Raw genomic sequence first — 22,549 nt, forward strand, 5'->3', positions numbered from 1 at the left:
TCTGCAGAATATGTTTTGAGCGGAATTTTTAGCCGGCAACGGTATTCTCAATATAAACACTGACATCATTACAAAGCAAAAACGCGCTTTACAGCGCATTTTCACTGGTTATTATTATTTTATTTCCTGGGCGGTCTGCCCAAAACACATATGTACCCACTCTTTCAACGCCTTGACCAGCCCCATATGTAGGAGGTTTAATTCTTTCGATGAATTTAAAAGAATGTCCATCGAACCTGTAGTGATCTAACCCTTGGGCGTATGCCTTCCCATATTCATTCGATCCGTGAAGATTTCCATAAAGGTCATCATTCTTGAAAAAGATACCTTGATATCCTCCCTCTCCACCGAATTGAGCAGAAAGCGGGTAAGCAGCCTGAAATCTAAATTTGCTATCAAACCGCCTGATTTCGTTCCTATCGTGGTATACCACCCAAAAAGAGCCTTTATAAGTAGCCAGGGATTCAGCTGTCCCTTGTCCAATATCGTATTGCGCTACCTGCTTTAAATCAGGAAGCCTATATTTCACAACCCGGCTAATGCGCTCTTTTTCCGGCGGGCCTGAATTAAAGTTATAGACCGTAGCATACAGGAATCCTTTGGCTGCAAAACAATCACCAAATGACATGAAGCGCATTTTCTTATCCGTGCCTGTGTAGGCCATTCTTTTCTCTGCTAAATATTTACCGGAAATTCCATAGACCGAAATTGTATTTGAAAGAGAAAAGTCTACATCCCGATCGGACGTCACATATACTTTATCCTTATCTGCTGCTACTCCTTGCCATCCCCGGTAGAACTTGTTCATTTGTATGAACTTAGGGCTCACACCTTCACTATTGGCACTGGCAGAAAAAGAAAGCATAGATGCAACTATAATTTTTAAGATGAATAGTCTTTTCAAAATACAACTCTCCCCCGATAAAAATTATCACACTAATAAATTGTATATAATATCCATGTTTTCATCAATAATCCACGGTACTACAGACGATCTTACTGTAAAAAAGTTGCAATTTCTTCGCATAAAAAATCACTCCCTCAAATTGTTGATGAGGGAGCGATTTTAATATTTCCTACTTCACATTATATCCTGACAGAAGGATAGGGTTCAAAAACCTCATATGCAGCCTTCACCCCTGCGCACTCTCCCCCGAAGCATCCGCCTTAAGCAGCGAAGGCCCGGTTGAAAAGGTCTCGCCCGAAACCGCCGGCAGGCGCACATCGGCGGTGTCGGCGCCGAACAGGTGGCGGAATACCTCTTCAACGGTATCCACAGGAATGACCTGCAGTGGTGCAAGGTCGGCGAAGAGGGACTGCCAGTTGTCCTTGGGAATGAGCACGGTTGTCGCTCCGGCTTGGAAGGCCGCCTCGACCTTGGCGATCACGCCGCCGACCGGCTTAACCCGGCCATGAATGCCGATCTCCCCGGTGATGGCTACGGTGTTGTCCACTGGCAGGTGGCGGATTGCGGAGACAATGGCCACGGCCATGGCAACCCCGGCAGAAGGGCCGTCAATTGGCGTGCCGCCGGGGAAGTTCACGTGGATGTCATAGCGATCCGGCTCCAGGTTCATCGACCGCAGAACGGTCAGTACATTCTCAATCGATCCCTTAGCCATGCTCTTGCGGCGGATCGTCCGCGAACCGCCGCGGGTCTCCTCTTCGTCAACAACACCGGTGATATTCAACCGGCCCTGGCCGTTCTGCGCGGGTGCTGCGGATACTTCGATTTCCAGCAAGGTGCCCATCCCCGGTCCATAGACCGCCAGGCCATTGACCAGCCCGATCTGCGGAGCTGTCGGAATTTTCCGCTCTGTACGCAGCGGCAGCTGGCTGCAGCCGGCTACCCACTCCACTTCCGCCGCACTTAAGGTATCGCGCTGTTCTGTAAGTGCGAGCCCCGCAGCCAGCTGGATCATGTTCACGGCTTCCCGGCCGTTCGTGGCATACTGCTGTACCACTGTCACGGCTTCCGGGCTGGGCTTCAGGCCAATCTTCTGAATGGCATCCCGGGCAATAACGGCAATCTCATCAGGCAGCAGCGGACGGAAATAAATCTCCATGCAGCGTGAGCGTAGTGCAGGCGATATTTCTTCCGGCGAACGCGTTGTGGCTCCAACCAGCCGAAAATCAGCCGGCAGGCCATTTTGAAAAATATCATGGATATAAGCAGGCGTATTGCTGTCCTCGGAGTTATAGTACGCACTCTCCAGCAGCACCTTCCGGTCCTCCAGCACCTTTAGCAGCTTGTTCATCTGGATCGGGTGAAGCTCACCGATCTCATCCAGAAACAAAATCCCGCCGTGCGCCTTCGTTACCGCTCCCGGCTTAGGCTGCGGCACCCCAGCCACACCCATTGCTCCTGCTCCCTGGTATATCGGGTCATGCACAGAGCCGATCAGCGGGTCGGCAATCCCGCGTTCATCAAAGCGTGCTGTAGTTGCATCTATTTCTGTAAACTTGGCATCACTTTTAAAAGGAGAAAGTGAATTCTTCTTGGCTTCCTCCATCACAACACGGGCCGCTGCCGTCTTGCCGACCCCCGGCGGTCCGTAGATAATCACGTGCTGGGGATTCGCGCTGCACAGCGCGGCCTTTAAGGCACGCAGTCCATCCTTTTGCCCGACGATATCGCTAATGGAGGCCGGCCGTGTCTTTTCTGATAGCGGCTTCGTTAGAGAGATCATCCGCATTTTTCGCAGCTTATCCAGCTCCTTGCGCGATTCCCGGTCCACTGCCGTCTTATTCGTCTTCTGTCCCCGCAGCAGATTCCAAAAATAAACGCCGATAACCAGCGCGAAAAAGAGCTGCACGATCATCAGCAATATTCCTAATTGCATAGGTCACCCTCCTGTTTCATTCAGTCTATCTGTCCTGCCCATTTGGCTACTACTAGGTAGTATAGCCGTTTCGGTCATTCGTAAACGCTCCGGGACAGGAATAATAACAGATTGGCCTAAACTTTGAATAGAAACCGGGGATCCAGTGGACTGGGCGAGAGGGATTAGTATTATGATCGACTCTTAATCCCAATAACTAAGAACATTACGGGCGAGCTCATACCTTACCTTTCGGATCCCCTCACCACGTTTTACCGGACTGAGCCAGCCTTTGTCACACAGCTTGTATAATATTTGCCGCGCAGTCTTAGCATCGATTGAAAAATAATCAGAAACATCCTGTGGACGTACGGATCCGGACTGACGCATGACAAAACGCATGATTTCTCTTTCTCCGAGCAGTAATTTATCAACCGGAACAACTGCCGCCATATATCTGCTGAGCACCATGCGGAGCAAAGTTATGCACAATTCCGGACGTTGCTCCACATCATCATAGGCGAAGGAAATCACTTGGTAGCCCATGGCACACAGAAAAGTTTCTCGATTTAGTTCATTGCTATACCTCTGTCTATCCATATCCTTTACATGTGCAGTGTAACCTTTGATCTCCAGCAGCAGTCTGATTGTTCCCGGCAAAAAAGCAAAGTCAGCAAAATAGGAGCGGCCGCGCCAGTCCAGAACCTCATACTCAGGATGAAGATCACAGAAATCACCGCGCAGCGGCCACCACACATTCTGAAGAAATAACGCTTCGGCGTGCCGATGACCTCGTTCTAGTCTCCCCTTGCGTTCTCCGGTTCTGGCATCCAGATGATACTGAATAAAGTCATCGATAATCTGTTTATGATTCATATCTGCATATCCCCTTGGTTATAAAAATAAAAAACGCCCCATTCACCGCGGATCACCCGTGGTATAATGGGACGTTCATCGTCACCTTGCTTCATGCTATGAAAATCGGAGCTTCTATCTACAACTAAAGGGAAATACACCCGCTATAATACCAATTAAGCATGTTTCTCAAGCAATAAAGGGAATGCTACCCTTTAATTCATTCTATATCTTCGAATCGTTCTAACTTAATTGAATTAAAGGGAGGAAATCCCGTTACATTCTTCATTTCCCTTAATCGAGCTAAATTACCGGGAGTATTCCCCGTTAGTTACAGCACTTCAACGCAATGCCAGCAATCCAACACCACGCCAGCCCTTCAACAATTCAGCGCTCATGATCCACCCGGCGTAACTATCCTGAGGTATTATGGCTTATGCAAAAGCAGAATAATATAGAATAAGTTCTACTATTCCTCTGGATTCCCCACGGTTACAGCCGGAGCCAATCCGGCATGCTTACGGCCCGGAATCTCACCGGTCTCTTCAAAAGCGACTACAATCGCGTCAATTTCCTTCTTAAGTTCGGACACCAGCTCCGCTTCAGGAACTTTGCGGATCATTTGACCGTAGCGGAACAGCAACCCTTCACCGCGGGCACCAGCGATACCGATATCCGCTTCACGCGCTTCCCCAGGACCGTTGACGGCACAGCCCAGCACCGAGACTTTGATCGGCACCTTCAGCTTGGAGATATACTCTTCTACTTCATTAGCGATGGAGAAGAGGTCAATATCCAGACGTCCGCAGGTCGGGCAGGAGATCAGTGTAGGTGCGTTAGAGATTAGACCAAAGGTCTTAAGCAGCTCACGCGCCACCTTAACCTCCTCGACAGGGTCAGCACTCAAGGAAATGCGCACGGTGCTTCCGATCCCCATGGAGAGCAGTGCACCGATCCCGGCGGAGCTCTTCACGGTTCCGGCAAACAGCGTACCGGACTCAGTAATACCGAGGTGCAGCGGATAAGGAATAACTTCGGCTGCTTTACGGTAAGCTTCGATGGCCATCGGCACATCAGAGGCTTTGAGCGATACGATAATATCATGGAAATCCAGTTCCTCAAGAATCCCGATATGATAAAGGGCGCTCTCAACCATCGCTTCCGGTGTCGGATAACCGTATTTCTCCAGGAGATGAGACTCCAGGGAACCGGCATTTACTCCGATACGGATAGGAATTCCTTTGTCCTTGCAGGCTTTGACTACCGCTTCTACCTTGTCGCGGCGGCCGATATTGCCGGGATTAATCCGCACCTTATCGATGCCGTTCTCAATCGCCAGCAGGGCCAGTTTATAATTAAAGTGAATGTCCGCCACCAGCGGAATGTGGATTTGCTTCTTGATTTCTTTGATCGCTGCAGCCGCCTCTTCATTGTTGACGGTAACCCGCACAATCTGGCAGCCCGCTTCTTCTAACCGCAGAATTTCAGCCACTGTAGCTTCCACGTCAGCGGTCTTGGTCGTACACATGCTTTGAATAGCAACCTCGTTGTTACCCCCGATGATCACTCCGCCGACATTGACGGGCCGGGTCTGGTGTCTCAAGAACATGGTTTTCTCCCCCATAACGATCAAAGCTCCACCCCTTCCGCCCACCTTATGAAGCGGGATCAGCGGAAACGGTGGAGACTATGACTTGTATTATTGTAAGGTCAGCGTGTCTTAGGCGCTTTCCTCTTTTTTCTTGTCTTTCTTAAGTCCCAGCTCAGGCAGAGCCTTCTCTTGCACAACCTGTTCTGTAATCACGCAGTCTTTAATATCATCACGCGAAGGAACCTCATACATGACATCAAGCATAATGCTCTCAATGATGGCACGCAGACCGCGGGCACCCGTGTTGCGTTTGATCGCTTCCTTGGCAATAGCTTCAAGGGCCTGCGGTTCAAACTTCAGCGCCACATTGTCCATTTCCAGAAGCTTGATGTACTGCTTGGTCAATGCATTCTTCGGTTCAGACAGAATGCGGACCAGTGTATTCTCATCAAGCGGCTCGAGTGTGGAGATTACCGGCAGACGGCCGACAAACTCAGGAATGAGACCGAATTTGAGCAGATCCTCAGGCAATACCATGGAGAGGTATTCTCCGGCTTTCAGATCCTTCTGGCCTTCAACTGCAGCATTGAAGCCGATGACTTTTTTGCCGATACGGCGTTTGATCATTTGCTCCAGACCGTCAAAAGCACCGCCTACGATGAACAGAATGTTCGTTGTATCGATTTGGATGAACTCCTGATGAGGATGCTTGCGTCCGCCCTGCGGAGGTACAGAAGCAACTGTGCCTTCCAGGATCTTCAGCAGCGCCTGCTGTACACCTTCACCGGAAACGTCACGGGTAATGGACGGATTCTCGGATTTGCGTGCTACTTTATCAATTTCGTCAATATAGATAATGCCGCGTTCGGCCTTCTCGACATCATAATCAGCAGCCTGGATCAGCTTCAGCAGAATGTTCTCAACATCTTCGCCGACGTAGCCCGCTTCCGTAAGGGAGGTTGCATCCGCAATAGCAAAAGGAACGTTGATGATCTTCGCCATCGTCTGGGCCAGCAGGGTTTTACCGGAGCCGGTTGGTCCGAGCAGCAGAATGTTGCTCTTCGTCAATTCGACATCTTCAATCTTGCTTTGGCTGTTGACGCGCTTATAGTGATTGTATACGGCAACGGAGAGCGACTTCTTCGCCTGCTCCTGGCCGATTACGTATTGATCGAGAATATCACGGATTTCCTTCGGTTTCGGAATATCCTTCAGATCCAGCTCTTCTTCATGACCGAGCTCTTCCTCCACGATTTCCGTGCACAGCTCGATGCATTCGTCACATATATAAACACCAGGTCCGGCTACAAGCTTACGAACCTGCTCTTGTGATTTGCCGCAAAAGGAACATTTCAGCTGCCCTTTTTCATCGTTAAATTTAAACATCTTACCACCCCTTTAAGATATGATCGGTGAAGAGAGTACCTGGTCAATAAGCCCGTATTCCTTCGCTTCTTCCGCGCTCATGAAGTTGTCGCGGTCCGTATCCCGTTCGATTTTTTCAAGGGGCTGACCCGTGCGATCCACATAAATTTGATTCAACTTCTGTCTCGTTTTGAGAATCCAGTCCGTATGAATCCAAATATCGGATGCCTGCCCCTGAACACCGCCGAGCGGTTGATGAATCATGACTTCACTGTTGGTTAGCGCATATCTTTTGCCTGGTGCTCCAGCGGTAAGCAACAGCGAACCCATACTGGCTGCCATCCCTACGCAAATCGTTGAAACATCCGGTTTAATATATTGCATCGTATCATATATACCCATGCCCGCTGTTACAGAACCACCGGGAGAGTTGATGTACAGGTGAATGTCTTTTTCTGGGTCATCTGCTGCCAGGAACAACAACTGGGCAATAATCAGATTGGCGACATCATCGTCAATCGCATTGCTCAGGAAGATGATGCGGTCCTTAAGCAATCTGGAATAGATATCGTATGAGCGTTCTCCACGACTTGTTGATTCCACAACCATAGGTACCAAACTCATGCCACCAACCTCTTTTCTCTATACAGATTAGTCTTTCCGTTTCAGAAATATTTTAACACGTTCGGGGCGGGATGTCATTTTTTCACTGGTTCGAAAATAACGTAATACCCCGCGTGCCTGCCATTATAGCGCACTTCCAGACAGAATGCCAATCCGCTTCCGGTTATGTACACCCAAACGTGCAGCCGCCGATAAAAAATAAGGCACGTAACAGAACTTACGTGCCTTATTGATTACTATTTATGGAGGCCGACTTGCTTGGCCGTTCTAGGTAAAATGGACTTTAGGGAACAATCTTACTCAGCGCTTGCTTCTTCTGCTGCTGGAGCTTCTTCTGCCGCTTCAACTTCAACACTGCTTGCAATCAGCAGGTCGATGGTTTTGCGCAGAGAAATTTCTTCGCTCAAGCTGCTCAGGGAGCCATTGGCTGCAAGAATGCTACGGATTTCTTCAGGCGAACGTTTGAAGGATTCAGCCATAGTCGCAAGCTCTTGGTTTACTTCTTCTTCGGAAACTTCGATGTTCTCTTCCTTCGCAATCACTTCAAGCACCAGGTTGTTGCGAACGCGCTTCTCGGCATCGCTCTTCATCTGGCCTTCAAGATCTTCACGGGTTTGGCCGGAGAAGCTGAGGAACATGTCCATGTTCATGCCTTGCTGACGAAGACGGTTGTCGAAATCGCGAACCATGTTCTGAACTTCGCTGTTGATCATTGCTTCAGGAATTTCAACGTCTGCATTTGCTGCTGCTGCATCAACTACTGCAGTTTCGCGAATGCCTTTCAGCTCATCCTGTTTGCGGGATTCCAGCTGTGCCTTCAGGTCTGCTTTGTATTCTTCCAGCGTATCGAATTCACTAACATCCTTAGCGAACTCATCATCCAGTTCAGGAAGCTGTTTGCGTTTGATTTCATGCAGCTTCACTTTGAATACTGCTGCTTTACCGGCAAGGTTCTCTGCATGGTAAGCCTCAGGGAAAGTAACTTCAACATCCTTGAAATCTCCAGTAGCCATGCCTACAACCTGTTCTTCAAATCCAGGAATGAAAGAGTTGCTGCCAAGTTCCAGGGAATGACGCTCAGCCGCGCCGCCTTCGAATGGCACTCCGTCAACAGATCCGTCGAAGTCGATAACAGCGATATCGCCGTTAGCTGCTGCTCCTTCTTCAACTACAACCAGCTCAGCATGACGCTCCTGCAGACGTTTCAGTTCAGCATTCAGCTCGTCTTCGGTAACTTCTGCCTTTTGAGCCGGAACTTCAAGGCCTTTGTACTGGCCCAGTTTCACTTCAGGCTTAACAGTGATCTTCGCTTTGAAGATGAAGGCTTGGCCTTTTGCGAATTGCTCGATGTCTACTTCAGGACGGTCTACAGGGAAGATATCTGTTTGTTCAACAGCTTCACCGTATACTTCTGGAAGAAGGATGTCGATGGCATCCTGGTAGAGGCTCTCTACGCCAAAACGGGATTCAAAAATCGGCCGCGGCACTTTACCTTTACGGAAACCAGGCACGTTTGCTTTCTTAACTACTTTGTTAAATGCTTTGTCGAGTGCTGCAGCTACGCGTTCTGCTTCTACTTCGACTTCAAGAACGCCAAGGTTCTTCTCTATTTTTTCCCAAGTTGCTTTCATAATATACTTTTCCCTCCAAAATAGGTTACATGTTTACTTCAAATAATTACGCAAAATAATCACGCAATTCACGCACAGAATAACCATTATATTATATACAACATCGCTTTATTTATCAAGTATGGAACTCTTAACAAATCCTTTGAGAGACCGATAGGCTCCTTCAAATTGAAAGCGCATGCCGTCTGTTATCCCGTACATTACACGCGTTTCTTCCTCCTGGCGGTTCCCGTTCAGGCTCTCCGAAACCATCTGATGCAGCGCGCCCGCCCAAATATCCAGCAGGGCATCCTCACCTTCCAGCAATTTGTGATATTCAGAGGTCCCATAAATCGACATAATAAACTGTCCCCAGAGCTCCTGCGCAAAATAATACAGGGTGGGCTCATGCACCTCTGCCTGCTCCGCCACCCGTTCCAACACCTGGCTGATCTGGGGCGGAAACTCGTCGTTCTGCAGCGGGACAGTTTCGATCTCAATCTGCGCAACCTCATGACCGCGGCCCAGCTTCACAATTCCTTGTGCCCCGCGTTTCTTCAGCGTCTGGAGTGTACGGAACTGCAGCAGCGGATGCACCGCAGTCTTTTGCAGCCAGGCGGTCAGCTGTTCATCCACTTGGCCGCCCTCCAGATAAGAGAGCTGCTCCAGTGCCAGAATAGTCGCTTCGGACAGCGGTTCATTCATCACCTTCCGCAGCAGCTTGTCGGGATAATCCGCATCTTCTTCCAGCTTCGACTTTGCCAAAATCCGGGCCATATCCTCTTCCTTAAGATCCTGTTCAGCTCCGGAAGCGGTATGATTACTGTCTGCGTTGTCGGCTGCTTCCGGAAAGGCCGCTTCCAGCCAGCCCAGCAGCGACTGCCATTCCTCGTAGTGCCGCTCTTCCTGACCCTGGCATTGCAGCAGAAACCGCAGCAATTCCATCGCTTCCCCGTAGCGTTCACTCTCCAGCATTACCGTAAGCTGGATCTGATAGTAATCCAGCGTTTTCGGAAACAGCACGATATTCTCTTTGGCGGGGGAATTGAATTGATTAATGAGGGCACCTCCTTTTTCTCCGAACCATAATTAATTGTAGATTATAGCATAACCTATTAAGGTTTCAAAAAAACAAGTTGAAAAAGTTATTCATCTATGATAACATAATTTTTGCTTGCTTTTCACTCTTATCTCATGTCCCGGTAGCTCAGCCGGATAGAGCATGCGCCTTCTAAGCGCACGGTCGGGGGTTCGAATCCCTTCCGGGACGTCCTACAGAAACAGCCTTCCTTCAGGAGGGCTGTTTTTGCGTTCCGGGGGGATGAGAACGCCTCTTGGGGGGACGTTGGAGCATAATCTTCGGGAGGACCGCTTCGCAATCAGCCCGAATGGGCTGCATCCCTTCCGGGACGTCCTACAGAAACAGCCTTCCTTCGGAGGGCTGTTTTTACGTTCCGGGGCTTTAATTCGACTCCATCCGCAGCTTAATGGTGCGGATATTGTCGATGTTGAACACCATATTCTCCACCGGCTCCGTGATTTCTGCCGTGTAGCGGTCGATCGTGACCCTGCCGAGATACATTTTGTGGACAGAGATGCTTTGTTTCGCCTTCAGATAAGACTGCGCACCGCTCTCTCCGCCTACATAATAGGCAGAAATGCTGCCTCCCGCCTCCAGCTTGGAGCCGCGGCACATCGAAAACGTCTTGCGAAACGAGATATTGCCGGAGGAGAACAGCTCGCTCTGCACAATACCGTCTCTGTGAATCATAATGTCGCCGTTGGATTTAAGCGTGCTGTTCTGGCATTTTCCGATATTGACCTCTACCTTAGTCTCTTGCAACCGGGCCACGCCCATGTGCAGCTCCTCCAGCATGCTAATTACTCCGCTCAGAGCAGCCTCATTCATGAAGTCGACCAGTTGGGCCGGCTTTAACAGCAGATTCAGAAAATGCAGCGTCTGCTGAAGATCCTGATGGTACGAAGCTTGGACCGTCGCGAGCACGGAGAGCAGTTCCTTGGTGAGCTGCGGGATCTTTTGAAATTTACTCTCCAGCAGCAGAACCACCGCCTGTCCGTATTTCACGCTTTGTTTGCGGGCCTGGACCGCCTGGATGAGCAGCCGGACGGCTGTTCTCAGCAGCTGCGCTTCTTCAATCAACAGCTTGGAGCAATTGAAAATCCGGTTGTACAGCACGCCAAAATAGCCGGAATAGAGCTTGCTGTTCACCACATTTCCTTTGACGAGAATACTGCCGGTTGCTGTTATTGTGGAATTGTAAATGCTGCCGTCCACATATACATTCCCCAGCGACTCTATAATCATATTATCTTCCACGTTGCCGCGGACAATCACGTCACCGGAAAAAAGAATATTGCCGGTCTTGATACTCACATTGCCGGGAACGATATAGGTTGTAGTAATGTCAAAATATTTGACCTTGTCACCGGTTACCCGGGGACGGCCTTCACGCAGCGCCCGGATCTCATTATTGATCAGCACCACGGTGTTATTTTTGGCAATGATATTCACATCGTTCGGCAGCGGCGGATATAATATCTCCCCATATACGTCACAGCCGGGAATCCCCTCGACAAAGGGAATTTTACGGGCAATGACCTCTCCTCTGATCACTGAAGGAATGCGTAGATGGCTGCGGAAATCCACTTGCCCCTCAATTTCACTGAACTCATTCTCTATCGTTTCTGAGAAAAACAGCTCCAGCTGCGCATTCTCTCCCGGGACAGCAGCCCGTCCCTTAGCAGCGGTTATCGGCTGATAGGTGGGATTCTGCAGCTCGGCATGAATTCCGGATATATTCAGGTTCTGTATAATTCCCCGATGCTCGAAATCCGTAATAATCCGGTTAAGACCCAGCAGTTCAACCACAGTCTCCGTATCCAATGCGGCCTCTACTTCTACCATGCCGGCTGAATAGTAGTCATTCAATTTCCATTGATAGCGTTTGGGGGAATGTAAGGTAAAAAAAGCCTGCAGACGATCCTCAGATACCGTAATCGTATACAGCGGCGGCTCCATGATCTCCCACTCAATCGTATCTTGAGAGGTCACTTCAGCAGGGCCTGAAACAGGCTGGCCGTTAACAAGGATTACCACTGGAGGAGCGGCCGAAATCACCGCAGGTGTTCCGCCGGGCAGCGGGTCCTGAACAAATATTTTGCCCGCACGGACAAGAACCCGTCCGCCGAGGTCATTCTCAAAATACTCAGACTCCATAAAGGTCTGCAGGGGCTCATCGTCATTCTGCGAAAGCTCCAGCATATTAATCAGCTTGTTCAGTTCCTGTTCGGACATATGATCAGGCATCTCGCTGCACCTCCTGGTTAATGTACAACGGTAGAAAGGCTGCGCTCTGTACGTAACTGCTTTCATTTTATTATTAATATTAAATTTAAGCAATTACGGATCATGGAAGGATTAGAAAGTTGGAGCTTACCACCATCCCCCGCCTGCCGCTTCCTCCACAATCGCTGCAACACCGGTGGCTATCTGTTCCGGACGGGCACGTGAAATACTGATGCGCAGGAATTTCTGGTGACCTATCCCAACACCAAATAAGCCGCCGGATGAGCCCGGCGGCCTATAAATTAGTACAGCTAGCTGATTCGGTACGGCATTACCGCCCCTTGCGGCGGTTTCCCAGCCACAGCGGGAACCTGAAAATGAAATTGATCAGCAGGACTACAAAAACAAGCACTGCCGCCGACTTGTCGGCAATTTGCCGCGCATCCTCAACGATCGCCTCGGATTGTACATACCACAGATGCACCGCCAGTGTCTCACCCGGCGAGAACAGATTGAAGTCCCACATTTCGCCGGAGGTACTGAGGCCTGCGGTCAGGATAATGACCGCAGACTCCCCGAACGCGCGTCCGGCCACCAGACAGATGCCTGTGACAATGGCAGACATCGCCACGGGCAGCACCACCTTGCGGATGACGTGGAATTTGGTCATCCCCAGTGCGTAGCCGGCTTCGCGGATGTCGCCGGGAACCGCGCGCACGGCTTCTTCCGTTACGCGGGCCAGCATCGGCAGGTTCAGCAGCGCCAGGGAGACGCCGCCGCCGAGAATGGTCAGGCCGATATTGAAATATTCGGCGAAGATTGCCAGGCCCAGCATCCCGAATACAATTGAAGGGACGGAGGACAGCGACTCCACACAAATGCGCAGCGCACCGGTAAAACGGTTGTCCGGCGCGTATTCTGCCATATAAATTCCGGCCCCAACGCCGATCGGAATCGAAATCAGCAGGGAGATAAACAAAATATAGAAGGAATTGAACAACACCGGGCCAATCCCGCCTCCGGCATCAATCTCTTCCGGCTGCTTGATCAGGAAATCGGGTCTAAGCGCCGGCAGCCCTTTGCTTAGAATGGTAAAGAGCAGCCAGAAAATCAGCAGCATGACCAGCGCCCCCAGCGTATAGAAGCCGATGGTTGCAATTTTGTTGCGCCGCTGTGCACGTGCAGTATAACGTGTTCGGGTGAAACCGCTCATTATGCATCCCCCCTTTTCCGGCCCAGCACGCGGATCACAAAGATAAGTGCAAACGAAATCAGCAGCAGCAGGAAGGCCATCATATGCAGCGCGTAGTTCCAGGAGGAGTCAAACTCCACATTGGAAATCTGCATGACAATGTTGCTGGTCAATACCGAGGACGGCGTGAACAAGCTTTTGGCCAGCTGCGGCGTATTGCCGATAACCATGACAACCGCCATCGTCTCACCAACCGCACGGGTCATGCCGAGGATAATGGCAGAGATAATTCCCCGCTTAGCCGCAGGCAGCACCACACGCATAATCACCTGCAGTCGGGTAGAACCCAGGGCGTAGGCCGCGTCACGGTATTTGCGCGGCACGGCAATAATGGCGTCATCACTGATCCGGCAGATCGTTGGCAGTACCATTAGCGCTAGAACTAGCGCAGCCGCCAGCAGCCCGTCGCCCAGTCCTTCCCCGCTGACTCTACGCAGAAATGGAAGCAGCACAGTTAGGCCCAGATAGCCGTATACGATGGAAGGTATGCCGACGAGCAGATCAAGCACCGGACGGATAAAGCTCTTCAGCCACTTCGGAGCGATCTCCGCGCAGAGCACGGCCATCCCGACTGAGACTGGCACCGCGATCAGCAGGGTCAATGCGGTCAGAGACAATGTATTTACGATAAAGGCGGCAGCTCCAAAGGCATCCTCCTCCGGAGTCCAATTGAAGGACAGGAAGAATTCAGCCGGAGAGACGTGTGCGAACAGGAGCAGCGCCGTTTTTCCGATGAATACAATAACTAGTCCAAGCACGAAGCACAGTGCAAGGATGCTGAATAAGAAATAATAGCGGGATAATTTATTGCCAAGCAGATGTTTGCGGTGGCGTTTGTCATTTGCAGTGCTTTGCGTAACCTTCTTTGGTGCTTTCGATGCCAGGCTTTGAACTGGTGCCCCCATACTTTCCCTCCTGTAAGCGGCCACCCCCGTACATTCCGGGGCTGGCCGCTTTTACCGTTCAATATAATGAAGCTCTTGAATTAGCCTTTCATTGCTGCAATCGGAATGAACTTAAGCTTTTTCAGCGATCCGTTCTGGAATTTCTTGCTCTGTACATAGTCGATGAATTCTTTGGTTGCGCCGGTCGGCTGGCCTTTGGTCATGTAGTAGCCGTATGCCCAAATCTTGTACGAGCCATTGATTACGTTATCTGTAGTAGCCGCCACACCGTTGAATTTAACAGCCTTGATGTCGCTGCCGGTTACATAAACAAGGTCGATATAGCCGATGGAGTTAGGTGTAGTCGCAACCGCTGTTTTCATGTCACCGCTGGAGCCGGTTTCCTTGTAGTTCTTTTCTTTCTTGACGATATCTCCGCCGCCCAGTGCCTTAGCCTGGTAGTTAACGCGAGTACCGGAACCGAATGAACGGGTAATTACAACGATGTTGGCATCCGATCCGCCGACATCCTTCCAGTTGGTGATTTTACCGGAGAAAATGCCTGCCAGCTGTTCGGTAGTCAGGTTGTCTACACCGACATTTTTGTTCACGATAGTGGCAAAAGGAATAACCGCTACCTTGTTCGCTACCTGTCCGTCAAATGCTTTGAAGCCCGGCACGTCGATGCTGGCATCCCAATCGCAGGCGCCGATATCAGCGATGCCTTTCTTCACGGCCTGTGGTCCGGTAACCGAACCTTTGCCGGAAGCGGCGATTTTCACTTTTGGATGCAGCTTCTGGAATTCTTTGGCTGCCTGTAGCGTGAGCGGAAGCAGTGCTGTGGAGCCGTTGACCGTGATTTTACCCTTGAGGCTGTCAGCCGCTGCAGCAATCCCTGCAAAGGATGCTGTTACCGCGATGACCGCTGTCAGTGCTGTTACTGTTAATTTTTTGAAAACCTTCATGAAATAATTCTCCTCCCGGCGTTTGCGCCGATATATTGTGTGGGTGTGGGTGGAATTGCTTATTTAGTGAGCTGAAGTGCCTGGCCGTTCTGGATCAGGAGCACTTTGCCGTCACTTACGATAGCCAGCTTGCTGCCGTCATGGGAAACCGCTACTTCCGAGACATCTTCGGTAGTGTGGAAGAGCGACGTTTTGCTGCCGTTTGCGTCGATCGAATAGATGGTGGTGCTTCCGTCAGCTGCTGTACCGGACACGATAAGACCTGTGGCTACACCGGTAGACCAGGAAGGCTCTACATCAAGCGCGATGTTGGTAATAGCACCGTCCGCTCCAATGGATTTCAGGGTGTTCGCCGCATTTCCGTCCGGATCTGCACTCAGGTAGGCTACAGCACCATTTGCCAAAATTTCCGGATACAGTTTGTTATCCAGCGCTGTAGTGAGGGCTGCCGGCTTCGCGTCTTTAGTGGAGAGGTCCAGCTTGTACAATTGTTCTCCGGCTTTGCTGAAATCTACAGTCAGTGAATCTTCCGTGCTGTCAGTATCATTCTTGGCAACACCGGTTACATTGACAATGTAGACAACGCTTTTCGAATCAGCAGACAGCCGAAGCTCCGATTTGTTCTCCACTTTATCTTCAAGAAGGGTTTTGACGGCTCCGGTCTCTACAGAGATTTGGCCAATCTTCTCCTGCTTGTCGCCCTGGATGAAGTAGATCGTTTTGCCGTCCTGCGACCAGACCAGATCCATCTTCACGCTCGTATCTGTACCCAGAGGGGAGATCGCGCCGCTCGACAGGCTGATTAGATTCAGCTGGCCTTTCTCATCTGTGAACGCGCCCCATTTCTGATCTGGGGATACAGCGAAATCCAGTGCACTTTCATTGGAAGAGAAAATATCATATACGCCAGGGAAGGCGCTGAATTTGAGCAGCTGAGCGGTTTCCGAATCGCTCCGGTTCGCAATGATGCTACCATCGGCGTTCCAGTGCAGCGTATCGAACTGGCCTTCCGGACGGGCAAAGCTCAGAATCGACTGGTCTTCAGCCGTGAGCTCACCGCCAAGGGCAGTAACCAGCTTGGTCAGCTCCACGTATACTTTTCCGTTATAGAGTACAGGGGCTACTGTGAACTGCTGCGATACTCCGTCCACCAGATAGCTTTTGGCACCCGCTTGAAGCTGTACGATATGTAATCCTTTACTGTCATTCAATTCAAAACCGTTGCTGCTGAGGATCACTTTGGCTCCTAGCTCCCCGGCAACTTCACTAAGGGAATACAGCTTGTAGCCGCTGCTGTCTATTGTGCTGAACGCAACCGGCAGGCTGTTGACTTTCCATGTCGCCTTAGCTGTTTTGACTGCTGATGTATTGACGGCTGCGGCGGCGCTCACGTTGCTGCTAGTTGCCACAATGCTGCCTGCTCCCCCTGTTACGAGAAGTGCTGAAGCCAAAGCCGCGCCGAACCATTTACTATTTCTCAATTAGATTCACCCTTTTCCTATAGGTAACTGCTAATGTTATTTTCATCTACTAGTGTGAATTCTGTTCAAGAGGAATGTTATGGAAATATTAAGTAACTAAAAAGACCGGCCCCGAAATACTTCGAGGTCGGCCTGTAAGTAAACTCAGTGTAAAAATCGGTGCAAAATGGTTGAAAAAGTCCTGTAAATGTTAATTTTCAATCCAAGTGACTATAATCTCGGCTCCGCCGGGTTTCGCTGCTGAGCTGCTGCCTATAATGGAATACGAGTAGCTGCCCGGGGCTTTTCCACTAATAATCAGATTGTTCTGATCCACAATTTCCGTATTACTATCTAAATCCTTGTCTTGAATATACTTTAAATATGTAGTGCCCAGCTTAGCCATACTTTCCTCTGTCTCATAGATCAGCATGGATGATTTCTTGCCGCCGACAAGCTCCCCTTCCGTAAAAGTGATGCCCGCCCCCTCAGGGATCGGCAAATCACCGGGAAGATACTGCGGATCACGAATCTGCTCCTGAGCCAGCGTATGGAAATTCTCATCCCCTGTTTCCGTGCGGCTGCAAGCAACTAGTGAAACAGCGGCGGCTAGCAGGACCAGCGTGGAAAAAACAGGTTTCTTGGCAGACCACATACAGAAACCTCCTCTATGATAAAAACACAGATATAAGCAAAGTTTGATATAAACAGAGATATAAACAGAGTTTACGGTAATTGCGGCATATACCCTTATTTAACCAGTTTGACAAGGGTGCAAACGGAATAGTGAAAATTTTAGGTTCCCACAATAAAAGTGGGGGGGGGGGGGGGCGGTGGCTGATTGGCGGAATCAACGGGATTTTTACCTTTGATTCTGCGGGGTCGCGCCGGATTGGCGGAATCAACGGGATTTTTACCTTTGATTCTGCGGTGTTGGATGGCGTAAAGTAAGTTGTGTACCAAGATTTGGAGCCTAGTCAGGCAACAAAAAAGTAGGGTGTTCTCGGGATTGCGAAGTCCACCAAGAAAGGAACCCTACTCGATGACTATTCTACCCGAAAACATGTTAAATAATCTATTTGAAAATCTTGTCACCCAGTTTGTAAAAGATAATCTGGAGTCCATTATGAAAGCGGAAATCCAGCAATTCATGACCAGTGATGAGTCGGGGAATCACAACAGCCGTAACGGATACTACACCCGGGATCTGCACACGAAATACGGTAATGTTGAGGATCTGGCCGTTCCTAGGGACCGTCAGGGAGTCTTCCAAACGCAGTTGTTCGAGCCTTACCAGCGGCGGGACGGGTGGCTAGAAGAGGCCGTCATCCAGATGTACAAAAGTGGCATGGGAACGCGAGATGTGGCCCGGTTCATTGAAAGTATGTTCGGCAGCCACTACTCACCCACCACCGTCAGCAACATTACAGCTACGGTACTTGACGACATTCATCAGTGGCAGAAACGCCCGTTAAACAAACGCTACTCCGTGATCTACCTGGACGGCCTATATGTGAAGCTCAAGCGCAGCACCGTGAGCGGAGAAGTCGTTTATTTCGCCATGGGTATCGACGAAGACGGTCACCGCCAGATTCTTGGCTTTTACGTAGGCGGCCAGGAGAGCGCAAACGGCTGGCGTGAGGTGCTCAAAGACCTTTACAACCGTGGTGTCCAGGAAGTCTTGCTGGGCGTATTTGATGGGCTACCGGGACTCGATGCAGCGTTTCGTGAAACTTATCCGAAGGCGGATGTGCAGCATTGTATCGTCCACAAAGTGCGTTCGACCTTTCCGAAAATTCGAGTTCAGCACAAAACGGAAGTCATTGAAGATCTGAAGACCATCTACACGGCTGCAGACCATGATCTGGCCCGGGCTGCGTTTGACACGGTGAAGGCCAAATGGGGCAAGCTCTACCCGAAAGAAATGCGGTCCTGGGAAGAACAGTTACCGACGCTGCTGACCTTTTACAAGTATCCCGTGCTCATAAAAGAAGCCATCTACACATCCAATCCGATTGAACGAATGAACAAAGAAATCCGAAAACGCCTGAAGCCGATGAACAGCCTCACGAATATGGATGCGGCAGAGAAAATTGTCTACCTGGACGTCATCGATTACAACGAACGTTTTAGCGAACGAGTCATTCGCGGCTTCGGCGATCTGGAAGTAAAGAAGAAACTAAATGAGATGTTTGAAGCGCGATATCCAGCGCAGGCAGAGCCAGAGAAGTAACTCAAAATCCCTTGTTCTTTGGGGCGGGTCTCCCCCGCCCCAAAGAACATCTGCACTTACCAACGAACACCCGAGAAGTTACATTCTGCTCTCTTACACAAACTTCTTGACGCTACCCGGTGTTGCGCCGGATTGGCGAAATCAACGGGATTTTTCCCTTTGATTCTGCGGTGTCGCGCCGGATTGGCGGAATCAACGGGATTTTTCCCTTTGATTCTGCGGTGTCGCGCCGGATTAGCGAAATCAACGGGATTTTTCCCTTTGATTCCGCGGTGTCGCGCCAGATTGACGAAATCAACGGGATTTTTCCCTTTGATTCTGCGGTGTCGCCCCGGTTTGGCGAAATCAACGGGATTTTTCCCTTTGATTCTGTGGGGTCGCGCCGGATTGGCGGAATCAACGGGATTTTTCCCTTTGATTCTGTGGGGTCGCGCCGGATTGGCGAAATCAACGGGATTTTTACCTTTGATTCTGCGATGTCGCGCCGGATTGGCGAAATCAATGGGATTTTTACCTTTGATTCTGCGGTGTCGCGCCAGATTGGCGGAATCAACGGGATTTTTACCTTTGATTCTGCGGTGTCGCGCCGGATTGACGAAATCAACGGGATTTTTCCCTTTGATTCTGCGGTGTCGCCCCGGTTTGGCGAAATCAACGGGATTTCTCTCTTTGATTCCGCGGTGTCGCGCCGGATTGGCGAAATCAACGGGATTTTTCCCTTTGATTCTGTGGGGTCGCGCCGGGGTGTATATCACAGCAATAAATAACGGTTTACTTTTCCAAAGGAATATTCTATATTATGAGTGAGTACTCACTCATAATGATGAGAATCGAGGAGATCGACATGAATCAGGACACTCCGGTTATTACAGTAACCCATGTCAACAGAGCTTTTGGCAGCAAGGAGGTGCTTCGGGATATTAATCTTCAGGTAAATAAGGCAGAAACCTTTGGCCTTCTGGGTCCATCCGGTTCCGGTAAAACTACACTGGTGAAGCTTCTTACCGGCATTGATGAGGTCAGCTCAGGCGAAGTGCAGGTTATGGGAGTAAAGATTCCCGCACTGCCGATGCTGCAGCAAATCGGATATATGGCCCAGTCTGATGCCTTATACACGGAGCTGAGCGCGAAGGAAAATCTGGAGTTTTTCGCCGCCCTTTATGGTCTTAAAGGCGGAAACCGCACACGGCGGATAGCCGACGTCATGGAACTGGTGAACCTGCAGGAGCATCTGCGCAAACGCGTCGATCAATATTCCGGAGGCATGAAGCGGCGCTTGTCGCTGGCCATTGCTCTTTTGCATGAGCCCCCGCTGCTCATTCTTGACGAGCCTACCGTCGGTATTGACCCGGTGCTGCGCCAGTCCATTTGGCGGGAGCTGCGGGAGCTGAACCGTCAGGGCACTACCATTGTGCTGACAACTCACGTGATGGACGAGGCCGAGAAATGCGACCGGCTGGGGATGATCCGGGACGGTGAGCTGCTCGGTGTAGATACTCCGGCCGGGCTGATGCAGGCGAGCGGCTCCGCAACGATTGAGGAAGCTTTTCTATACTATGGAGGTGCCCGCAAATGAGAATCCGGGCAATTACAATTCGAATTCTACGGCAGTTTATTCACGATAAACGGACAATGGCGCTGATGTTCATCGCGCCTCTGATCGTGCTCAGCTTAATGAGCCTGGTGTTCAACGGTGATGCTTATAAACCGAATATCGGCGTTACCGCAGGAGCGGCTGTCTTCACCCCTGCCCTGGAAGCGCAGGAGGCGGCTGTTACCGCATTCGCGACAGCTGAGCTGGGGAACGCTGCACTGAAGGACGGCGAGATTGATGCGCTAATCACAATGAACGGCTCCACTCCCGGGGTTATGCTGGAAGGCAGCAACCCTACGGCCAACCGAGCTGTCATGCAGGTATTGCAGGAAGCTATGCAGCGGCTGCAGCCCTCAGGTACTGGACAAGTTCACCCGGCCGTCAGTTACCTGTACGGCGCTGAGGATATGACCACAATCGACCGTTTCGGTCCGATTATGATCGGAGTCTTCATCTTCTTCTTCGTTTTCCTGATCGCGGGCGTCTCCTTCCTGCGCGAACGGACAACCGGAACACTGGAGCGCCTGCTCTCCACGCCGCTGAAGCGCTGGGAGATTGTACTCGGTTATGTCTGCGGCTTCGGCATCTTCACCGTCATTCAGGCGCTGCTAATCTCCTGGTTCTCCATCCAGGTGCTCGGCATTATGATGGCTGGCAGCTTCGGCTATGTGCTGCTGATGACGCTGCTGCTGGCGGTAACAGCACTTACGCTGGGCACGCTGCTCTCCGCATTTGCCGCGAATGAGCTGCAGATGATCCAGTTCATCCCGCTGGTCATTGTGCCGCAGATTTTCTTAAGCGGGCTGTTCCCGCTGGATACCCTTCCCCTGTGGCTGCAGCGGATCGGGCTGGCCACACCAATCTACTACGGCGCACAGGCGCTGATGGATATCATGATCCGCGGCAAAGGCTGGAGTGCTATCGCACTGGAGGTATATGTGCTGATCGGGTTCTCCCTCCTGTTCATGGCACTGAATGTTCTTGCCCTGCGCAAGCACCGGAAGATGTAGCATGGTGTAATTTGCCCGGCGCCCGTGATACTATTAAGGGATAGCATAAATTTGGAGGGCATTAACATGAAGAAGGACAGTGCTGAGCAGCACGAAATTGAGCAATGGATGGAGGAGCTGCTAGAAATTGGCGGAGACAAGCAAATGACGCCGAAGCAGATATCTATTCTGGAGGCAGCGGTCGAAGTCTTCTCCGACAAAGGCTTCTCGGCAGCGTCCACCAGTGAAATTGCCCAAAAGGCCGGAGTAGCTGAAGGAACGATTTTCCGCTATTACAAGACGAAAAAGGATCTGCTGCTGTCTATTGTAGGGCCAACCATGAGCCGTATGATTGCTCCCTTCGTGATGCGCAATTTTAACGGTGTGCTGGATATGCCTTTTGAGAGCTATGAAGCGTTTCTGCGGGCCTTTATCCTTAACCGCCTGGAATTTGCCCGTAACAACTTTAAAATTATACGGATTCTAATTCAAGAGATTCCCTTCCAGCCTGTATTGCGCAAGCAGTTTTCCGAGAACATCCTCAGCCAGGTGCTGGAGCGCGTAACCGCTATTACCGAGCATTTCAAGGCTAAAGGCGAAATTATCGAGGCACCTACGCCAGCAATTATCCGTTTCACGGTCTCTTCGGTAATCGGGTATCTGGTGACACGCCTGCTGCTGATGCCGGAGAAGGACTGGAATGATGAGGAAGAGATCAATCTGATCCTAAGCTTTATGCTCCACGGTATTGGCGGGCCGGGACACCAAGCAGAACAGTAAAAAACGTTCGGGCGGCGGGGAATGCAGCTACCGCGGCGGAGTGAGCGTATGATAGACCTTGGGGCAGCCCGGAAGTGAATTCTTCGGGTTGCTTTTTTTGTGCAGACTGCCACGCTGTTCGGGGGGGATTCCCCGCTGATTCACTCCACACTTTGAGGCGTACGCTTGTTCTGCTATGATAAAAGAAACGAACGGCGGCATTAAAGCGATTAAGGATG

Annotated in this window: 20 protein-coding genes and 1 tRNA gene; 7 read left to right on the forward strand and 14 right to left on the reverse strand. The window is 50.6% G+C overall.

Translation table 11 applies throughout. The annotated features are described in order from the left end of the window. Window positions 1–88: 88 nt before the first annotated feature. The 8 genes from JRJ22_RS23340 to JRJ22_RS23375 form a co-directional block, all read right to left on the reverse strand. Window positions 89–904, reverse strand: coding sequence for a hypothetical protein (locus JRJ22_RS23340; RefSeq protein WP_206101724.1), 816 nt, complete (start codon window positions 902–904; stop codon window positions 89–91). A gap of 229 nt (window positions 905–1,133) precedes the next feature. Further along, window positions 1,134–2,843 carry an ATP-dependent protease LonB gene (gene lonB / locus JRJ22_RS23345; RefSeq protein ID WP_206101725.1) on the reverse strand — a complete coding sequence of 570 codons (1,710 nt, stop codon included), beginning with the start codon at window positions 2,841–2,843 and terminating at the stop codon, window positions 1,134–1,136. Window positions 2,844–3,026: 183 nt separating this feature from the next. Continuing rightward, complete coding sequence (locus tag JRJ22_RS23350) at window positions 3,027–3,698, reverse strand: hypothetical protein (protein WP_206101726.1); 672 nt, start codon at window positions 3,696–3,698, stop codon at window positions 3,027–3,029. A gap of 448 nt (window positions 3,699–4,146) precedes the next feature. Then, the gene (ispG, locus tag JRJ22_RS23355; protein WP_206101727.1) at window positions 4,147–5,286 is read right to left on the reverse strand and encodes a flavodoxin-dependent (E)-4-hydroxy-3-methylbut-2-enyl-diphosphate synthase; all 1,140 of its coding nucleotides are present in this window, start codon (window positions 5,284–5,286) and stop codon (window positions 4,147–4,149) included. 111 nt (window positions 5,287–5,397) lie between these two features. Continuing rightward, entirely contained in the window at window positions 5,398–6,654 is a 1,257-nt protein-coding gene (gene clpX / locus JRJ22_RS23360) for an ATP-dependent protease ATP-binding subunit ClpX (protein WP_206101728.1), read from the reverse strand. 12 nt (window positions 6,655–6,666) lie between these two features. Continuing rightward, complete coding sequence (gene clpP / locus JRJ22_RS23365; RefSeq protein ID WP_054942759.1) at window positions 6,667–7,257, reverse strand: ATP-dependent Clp endopeptidase proteolytic subunit ClpP; 591 nt, start codon at window positions 7,255–7,257, stop codon at window positions 6,667–6,669. Window positions 7,258–7,553: 296 nt separating this feature from the next. Next, entirely contained in the window at window positions 7,554–8,888 is a 1,335-nt protein-coding gene (gene tig / locus JRJ22_RS23370) for a trigger factor (protein WP_206101729.1), read from the reverse strand. Between the two features lie 108 nt (window positions 8,889–8,996). After that, window positions 8,997–9,842: a hypothetical protein gene (locus JRJ22_RS23375; RefSeq protein WP_232381212.1), complete on the reverse strand. Its 846-nt coding sequence runs from the start codon at window positions 9,840–9,842 to the stop codon at window positions 8,997–8,999. A 221-nt stretch (window positions 9,843–10,063) separates the two neighbouring features. Between JRJ22_RS23375 and JRJ22_RS23380 the strand changes: the two genes are divergently transcribed. Next, window positions 10,064–10,137, forward strand: a tRNA-Arg gene (locus JRJ22_RS23380). Between the two features lie 192 nt (window positions 10,138–10,329). Here JRJ22_RS23380 and JRJ22_RS23385 read toward each other — a convergent pair. The 6 genes from JRJ22_RS23385 to JRJ22_RS23410 form a co-directional block, all read right to left on the reverse strand. Then, window positions 10,330–12,195: a FapA family protein gene (locus JRJ22_RS23385; protein ID WP_206101731.1), complete on the reverse strand. Its 1,866-nt coding sequence runs from the start codon at window positions 12,193–12,195 to the stop codon at window positions 10,330–10,332. Window positions 12,196–12,505: 310 nt separating this feature from the next. Continuing rightward, window positions 12,506–13,387 (reverse strand): phosphate ABC transporter permease PstA, encoded by an 882-nt coding sequence (pstA, locus tag JRJ22_RS23390; RefSeq protein WP_206101732.1) that lies wholly within the window; start codon window positions 13,385–13,387, stop codon window positions 12,506–12,508. Continuing rightward, window positions 13,387–14,331, reverse strand: a complete 945-nt coding sequence (gene pstC, locus JRJ22_RS23395) for a phosphate ABC transporter permease subunit PstC (RefSeq protein WP_206101733.1) — start codon at window positions 14,329–14,331, stop codon at window positions 13,387–13,389. The genes pstA and pstC overlap by 1 nt, the downstream gene beginning before the upstream one ends. Before the next feature lie 80 nt (window positions 14,332–14,411). Continuing rightward, entirely contained in the window at window positions 14,412–15,275 is an 864-nt protein-coding gene (locus JRJ22_RS23400; RefSeq protein ID WP_206101734.1) for a phosphate ABC transporter substrate-binding protein, read from the reverse strand. A 59-nt stretch (window positions 15,276–15,334) separates the two neighbouring features. Next, window positions 15,335–16,756, reverse strand: a complete 1,422-nt coding sequence (locus JRJ22_RS23405) for a stalk domain-containing protein (protein WP_206101735.1) — start codon at window positions 16,754–16,756, stop codon at window positions 15,335–15,337. 190 nt (window positions 16,757–16,946) lie between these two features. Next, window positions 16,947–17,390, reverse strand: a complete 444-nt coding sequence (locus tag JRJ22_RS23410; RefSeq protein ID WP_206101736.1) for a hypothetical protein — start codon at window positions 17,388–17,390, stop codon at window positions 16,947–16,949. Window positions 17,391–17,521: 131 nt separating this feature from the next. On the opposite strand from JRJ22_RS23410, the gene JRJ22_RS23415 reads away from it, so the two are divergent. The 6 genes from JRJ22_RS23415 to JRJ22_RS23440 all read left to right on the forward strand — a co-directional run bounded on the left by JRJ22_RS23415 (window position 17,522) and on the right by JRJ22_RS23440 (window position 22,331). Continuing rightward, window positions 17,522–17,686 carry a hypothetical protein gene (locus JRJ22_RS23415; RefSeq protein ID WP_206101737.1) on the forward strand — a complete coding sequence of 55 codons (165 nt, stop codon included), beginning with the start codon at window positions 17,522–17,524 and terminating at the stop codon, window positions 17,684–17,686. 91 nt (window positions 17,687–17,777) lie between these two features. Then, entirely contained in the window at window positions 17,778–18,968 is a 1,191-nt protein-coding gene (locus tag JRJ22_RS23420) for an IS256 family transposase (protein ID WP_206101738.1), read from the forward strand. A 119-nt stretch (window positions 18,969–19,087) separates the two neighbouring features. Beyond that, window positions 19,088–19,735, forward strand: a complete 648-nt coding sequence (locus JRJ22_RS23425; protein ID WP_206101739.1) for a hypothetical protein — start codon at window positions 19,088–19,090, stop codon at window positions 19,733–19,735. A gap of 77 nt (window positions 19,736–19,812) precedes the next feature. Next, complete coding sequence (locus JRJ22_RS23430; protein WP_206105276.1) at window positions 19,813–20,544, forward strand: ABC transporter ATP-binding protein; 732 nt, start codon at window positions 19,813–19,815, stop codon at window positions 20,542–20,544. After that, the gene (locus JRJ22_RS23435; protein WP_206101740.1) at window positions 20,541–21,572 is read left to right on the forward strand and encodes an ABC transporter permease; all 1,032 of its coding nucleotides are present in this window, start codon (window positions 20,541–20,543) and stop codon (window positions 21,570–21,572) included. Before JRJ22_RS23430 ends, JRJ22_RS23435 begins: the two co-directional genes overlap by 4 nt. A gap of 66 nt (window positions 21,573–21,638) precedes the next feature. Next, window positions 21,639–22,331 carry a TetR/AcrR family transcriptional regulator gene (locus tag JRJ22_RS23440; RefSeq protein ID WP_206101741.1) on the forward strand — a complete coding sequence of 231 codons (693 nt, stop codon included), beginning with the start codon at window positions 21,639–21,641 and terminating at the stop codon, window positions 22,329–22,331. Window positions 22,332–22,549: the final 218 nt, after the last annotated feature.

It is taken from the genome of Paenibacillus tianjinensis, from assembly GCF_017086365.1.
GTDB lineage: Bacteria > Bacillota > Bacilli > Paenibacillales > Paenibacillaceae > Paenibacillus_AQ > Paenibacillus_AQ tianjinensis.

Coding starts and splice junctions, on each gene's coding strand:
- lonB (WP_206101725.1), bottom strand. CDS start 2,843: ATGCAATTAGGAATATTGCTGATGATCGTGCAGCTCTTTTTCGCGCTG.
- JRJ22_RS23350 (WP_206101726.1), bottom strand. CDS start 3,698: ATGAATCATAAACAGATTATCGATGACTTTATTCAGTATCATCTGGAT.
- ispG (WP_206101727.1), bottom strand. CDS start 5,286: ATGTTCTTGAGACACCAGACCCGGCCCGTCAATGTCGGCGGAGTGATC.
- clpX (WP_206101728.1), bottom strand. CDS start 6,654: ATGTTTAAATTTAACGATGAAAAAGGGCAGCTGAAATGTTCCTTTTGC.
- clpP (WP_054942759.1), bottom strand. CDS start 7,257: ATGAGTTTGGTACCTATGGTTGTGGAATCAACAAGTCGTGGAGAACGC.
- tig (WP_206101729.1), bottom strand. CDS start 8,888: ATGAAAGCAACTTGGGAAAAAATAGAGAAGAACCTTGGCGTTCTTGAA.
- JRJ22_RS23375 (WP_232381212.1), bottom strand. CDS start 9,842: ATGCTGGAGAGTGAACGCTACGGGGAAGCGATGGAATTGCTGCGGTTT.
- JRJ22_RS23385 (WP_206101731.1), bottom strand. CDS start 12,195: ATGCCTGATCATATGTCCGAACAGGAACTGAACAAGCTGATTAATATG.
- pstA (WP_206101732.1), bottom strand. CDS start 13,387: ATGAGCGGTTTCACCCGAACACGTTATACTGCACGTGCACAGCGGCGC.
- pstC (WP_206101733.1), bottom strand. CDS start 14,331: ATGGGGGCACCAGTTCAAAGCCTGGCATCGAAAGCACCAAAGAAGGTT.
- JRJ22_RS23400 (WP_206101734.1), bottom strand. CDS start 15,275: ATGAAGGTTTTCAAAAAATTAACAGTAACAGCACTGACAGCGGTCATC.
- JRJ22_RS23410 (WP_206101736.1), bottom strand. CDS start 17,390: ATGTGGTCTGCCAAGAAACCTGTTTTTTCCACGCTGGTCCTGCTAGCC.
- JRJ22_RS23420 (WP_206101738.1), top strand. CDS start 17,778: ATGACTATTCTACCCGAAAACATGTTAAATAATCTATTTGAAAATCTT.
- JRJ22_RS23430 (WP_206105276.1), top strand. CDS start 19,813: ATGAATCAGGACACTCCGGTTATTACAGTAACCCATGTCAACAGAGCT.
- JRJ22_RS23435 (WP_206101740.1), top strand. CDS start 20,541: ATGAGAATCCGGGCAATTACAATTCGAATTCTACGGCAGTTTATTCAC.
- JRJ22_RS23440 (WP_206101741.1), top strand. CDS start 21,639: ATGAAGAAGGACAGTGCTGAGCAGCACGAAATTGAGCAATGGATGGAG.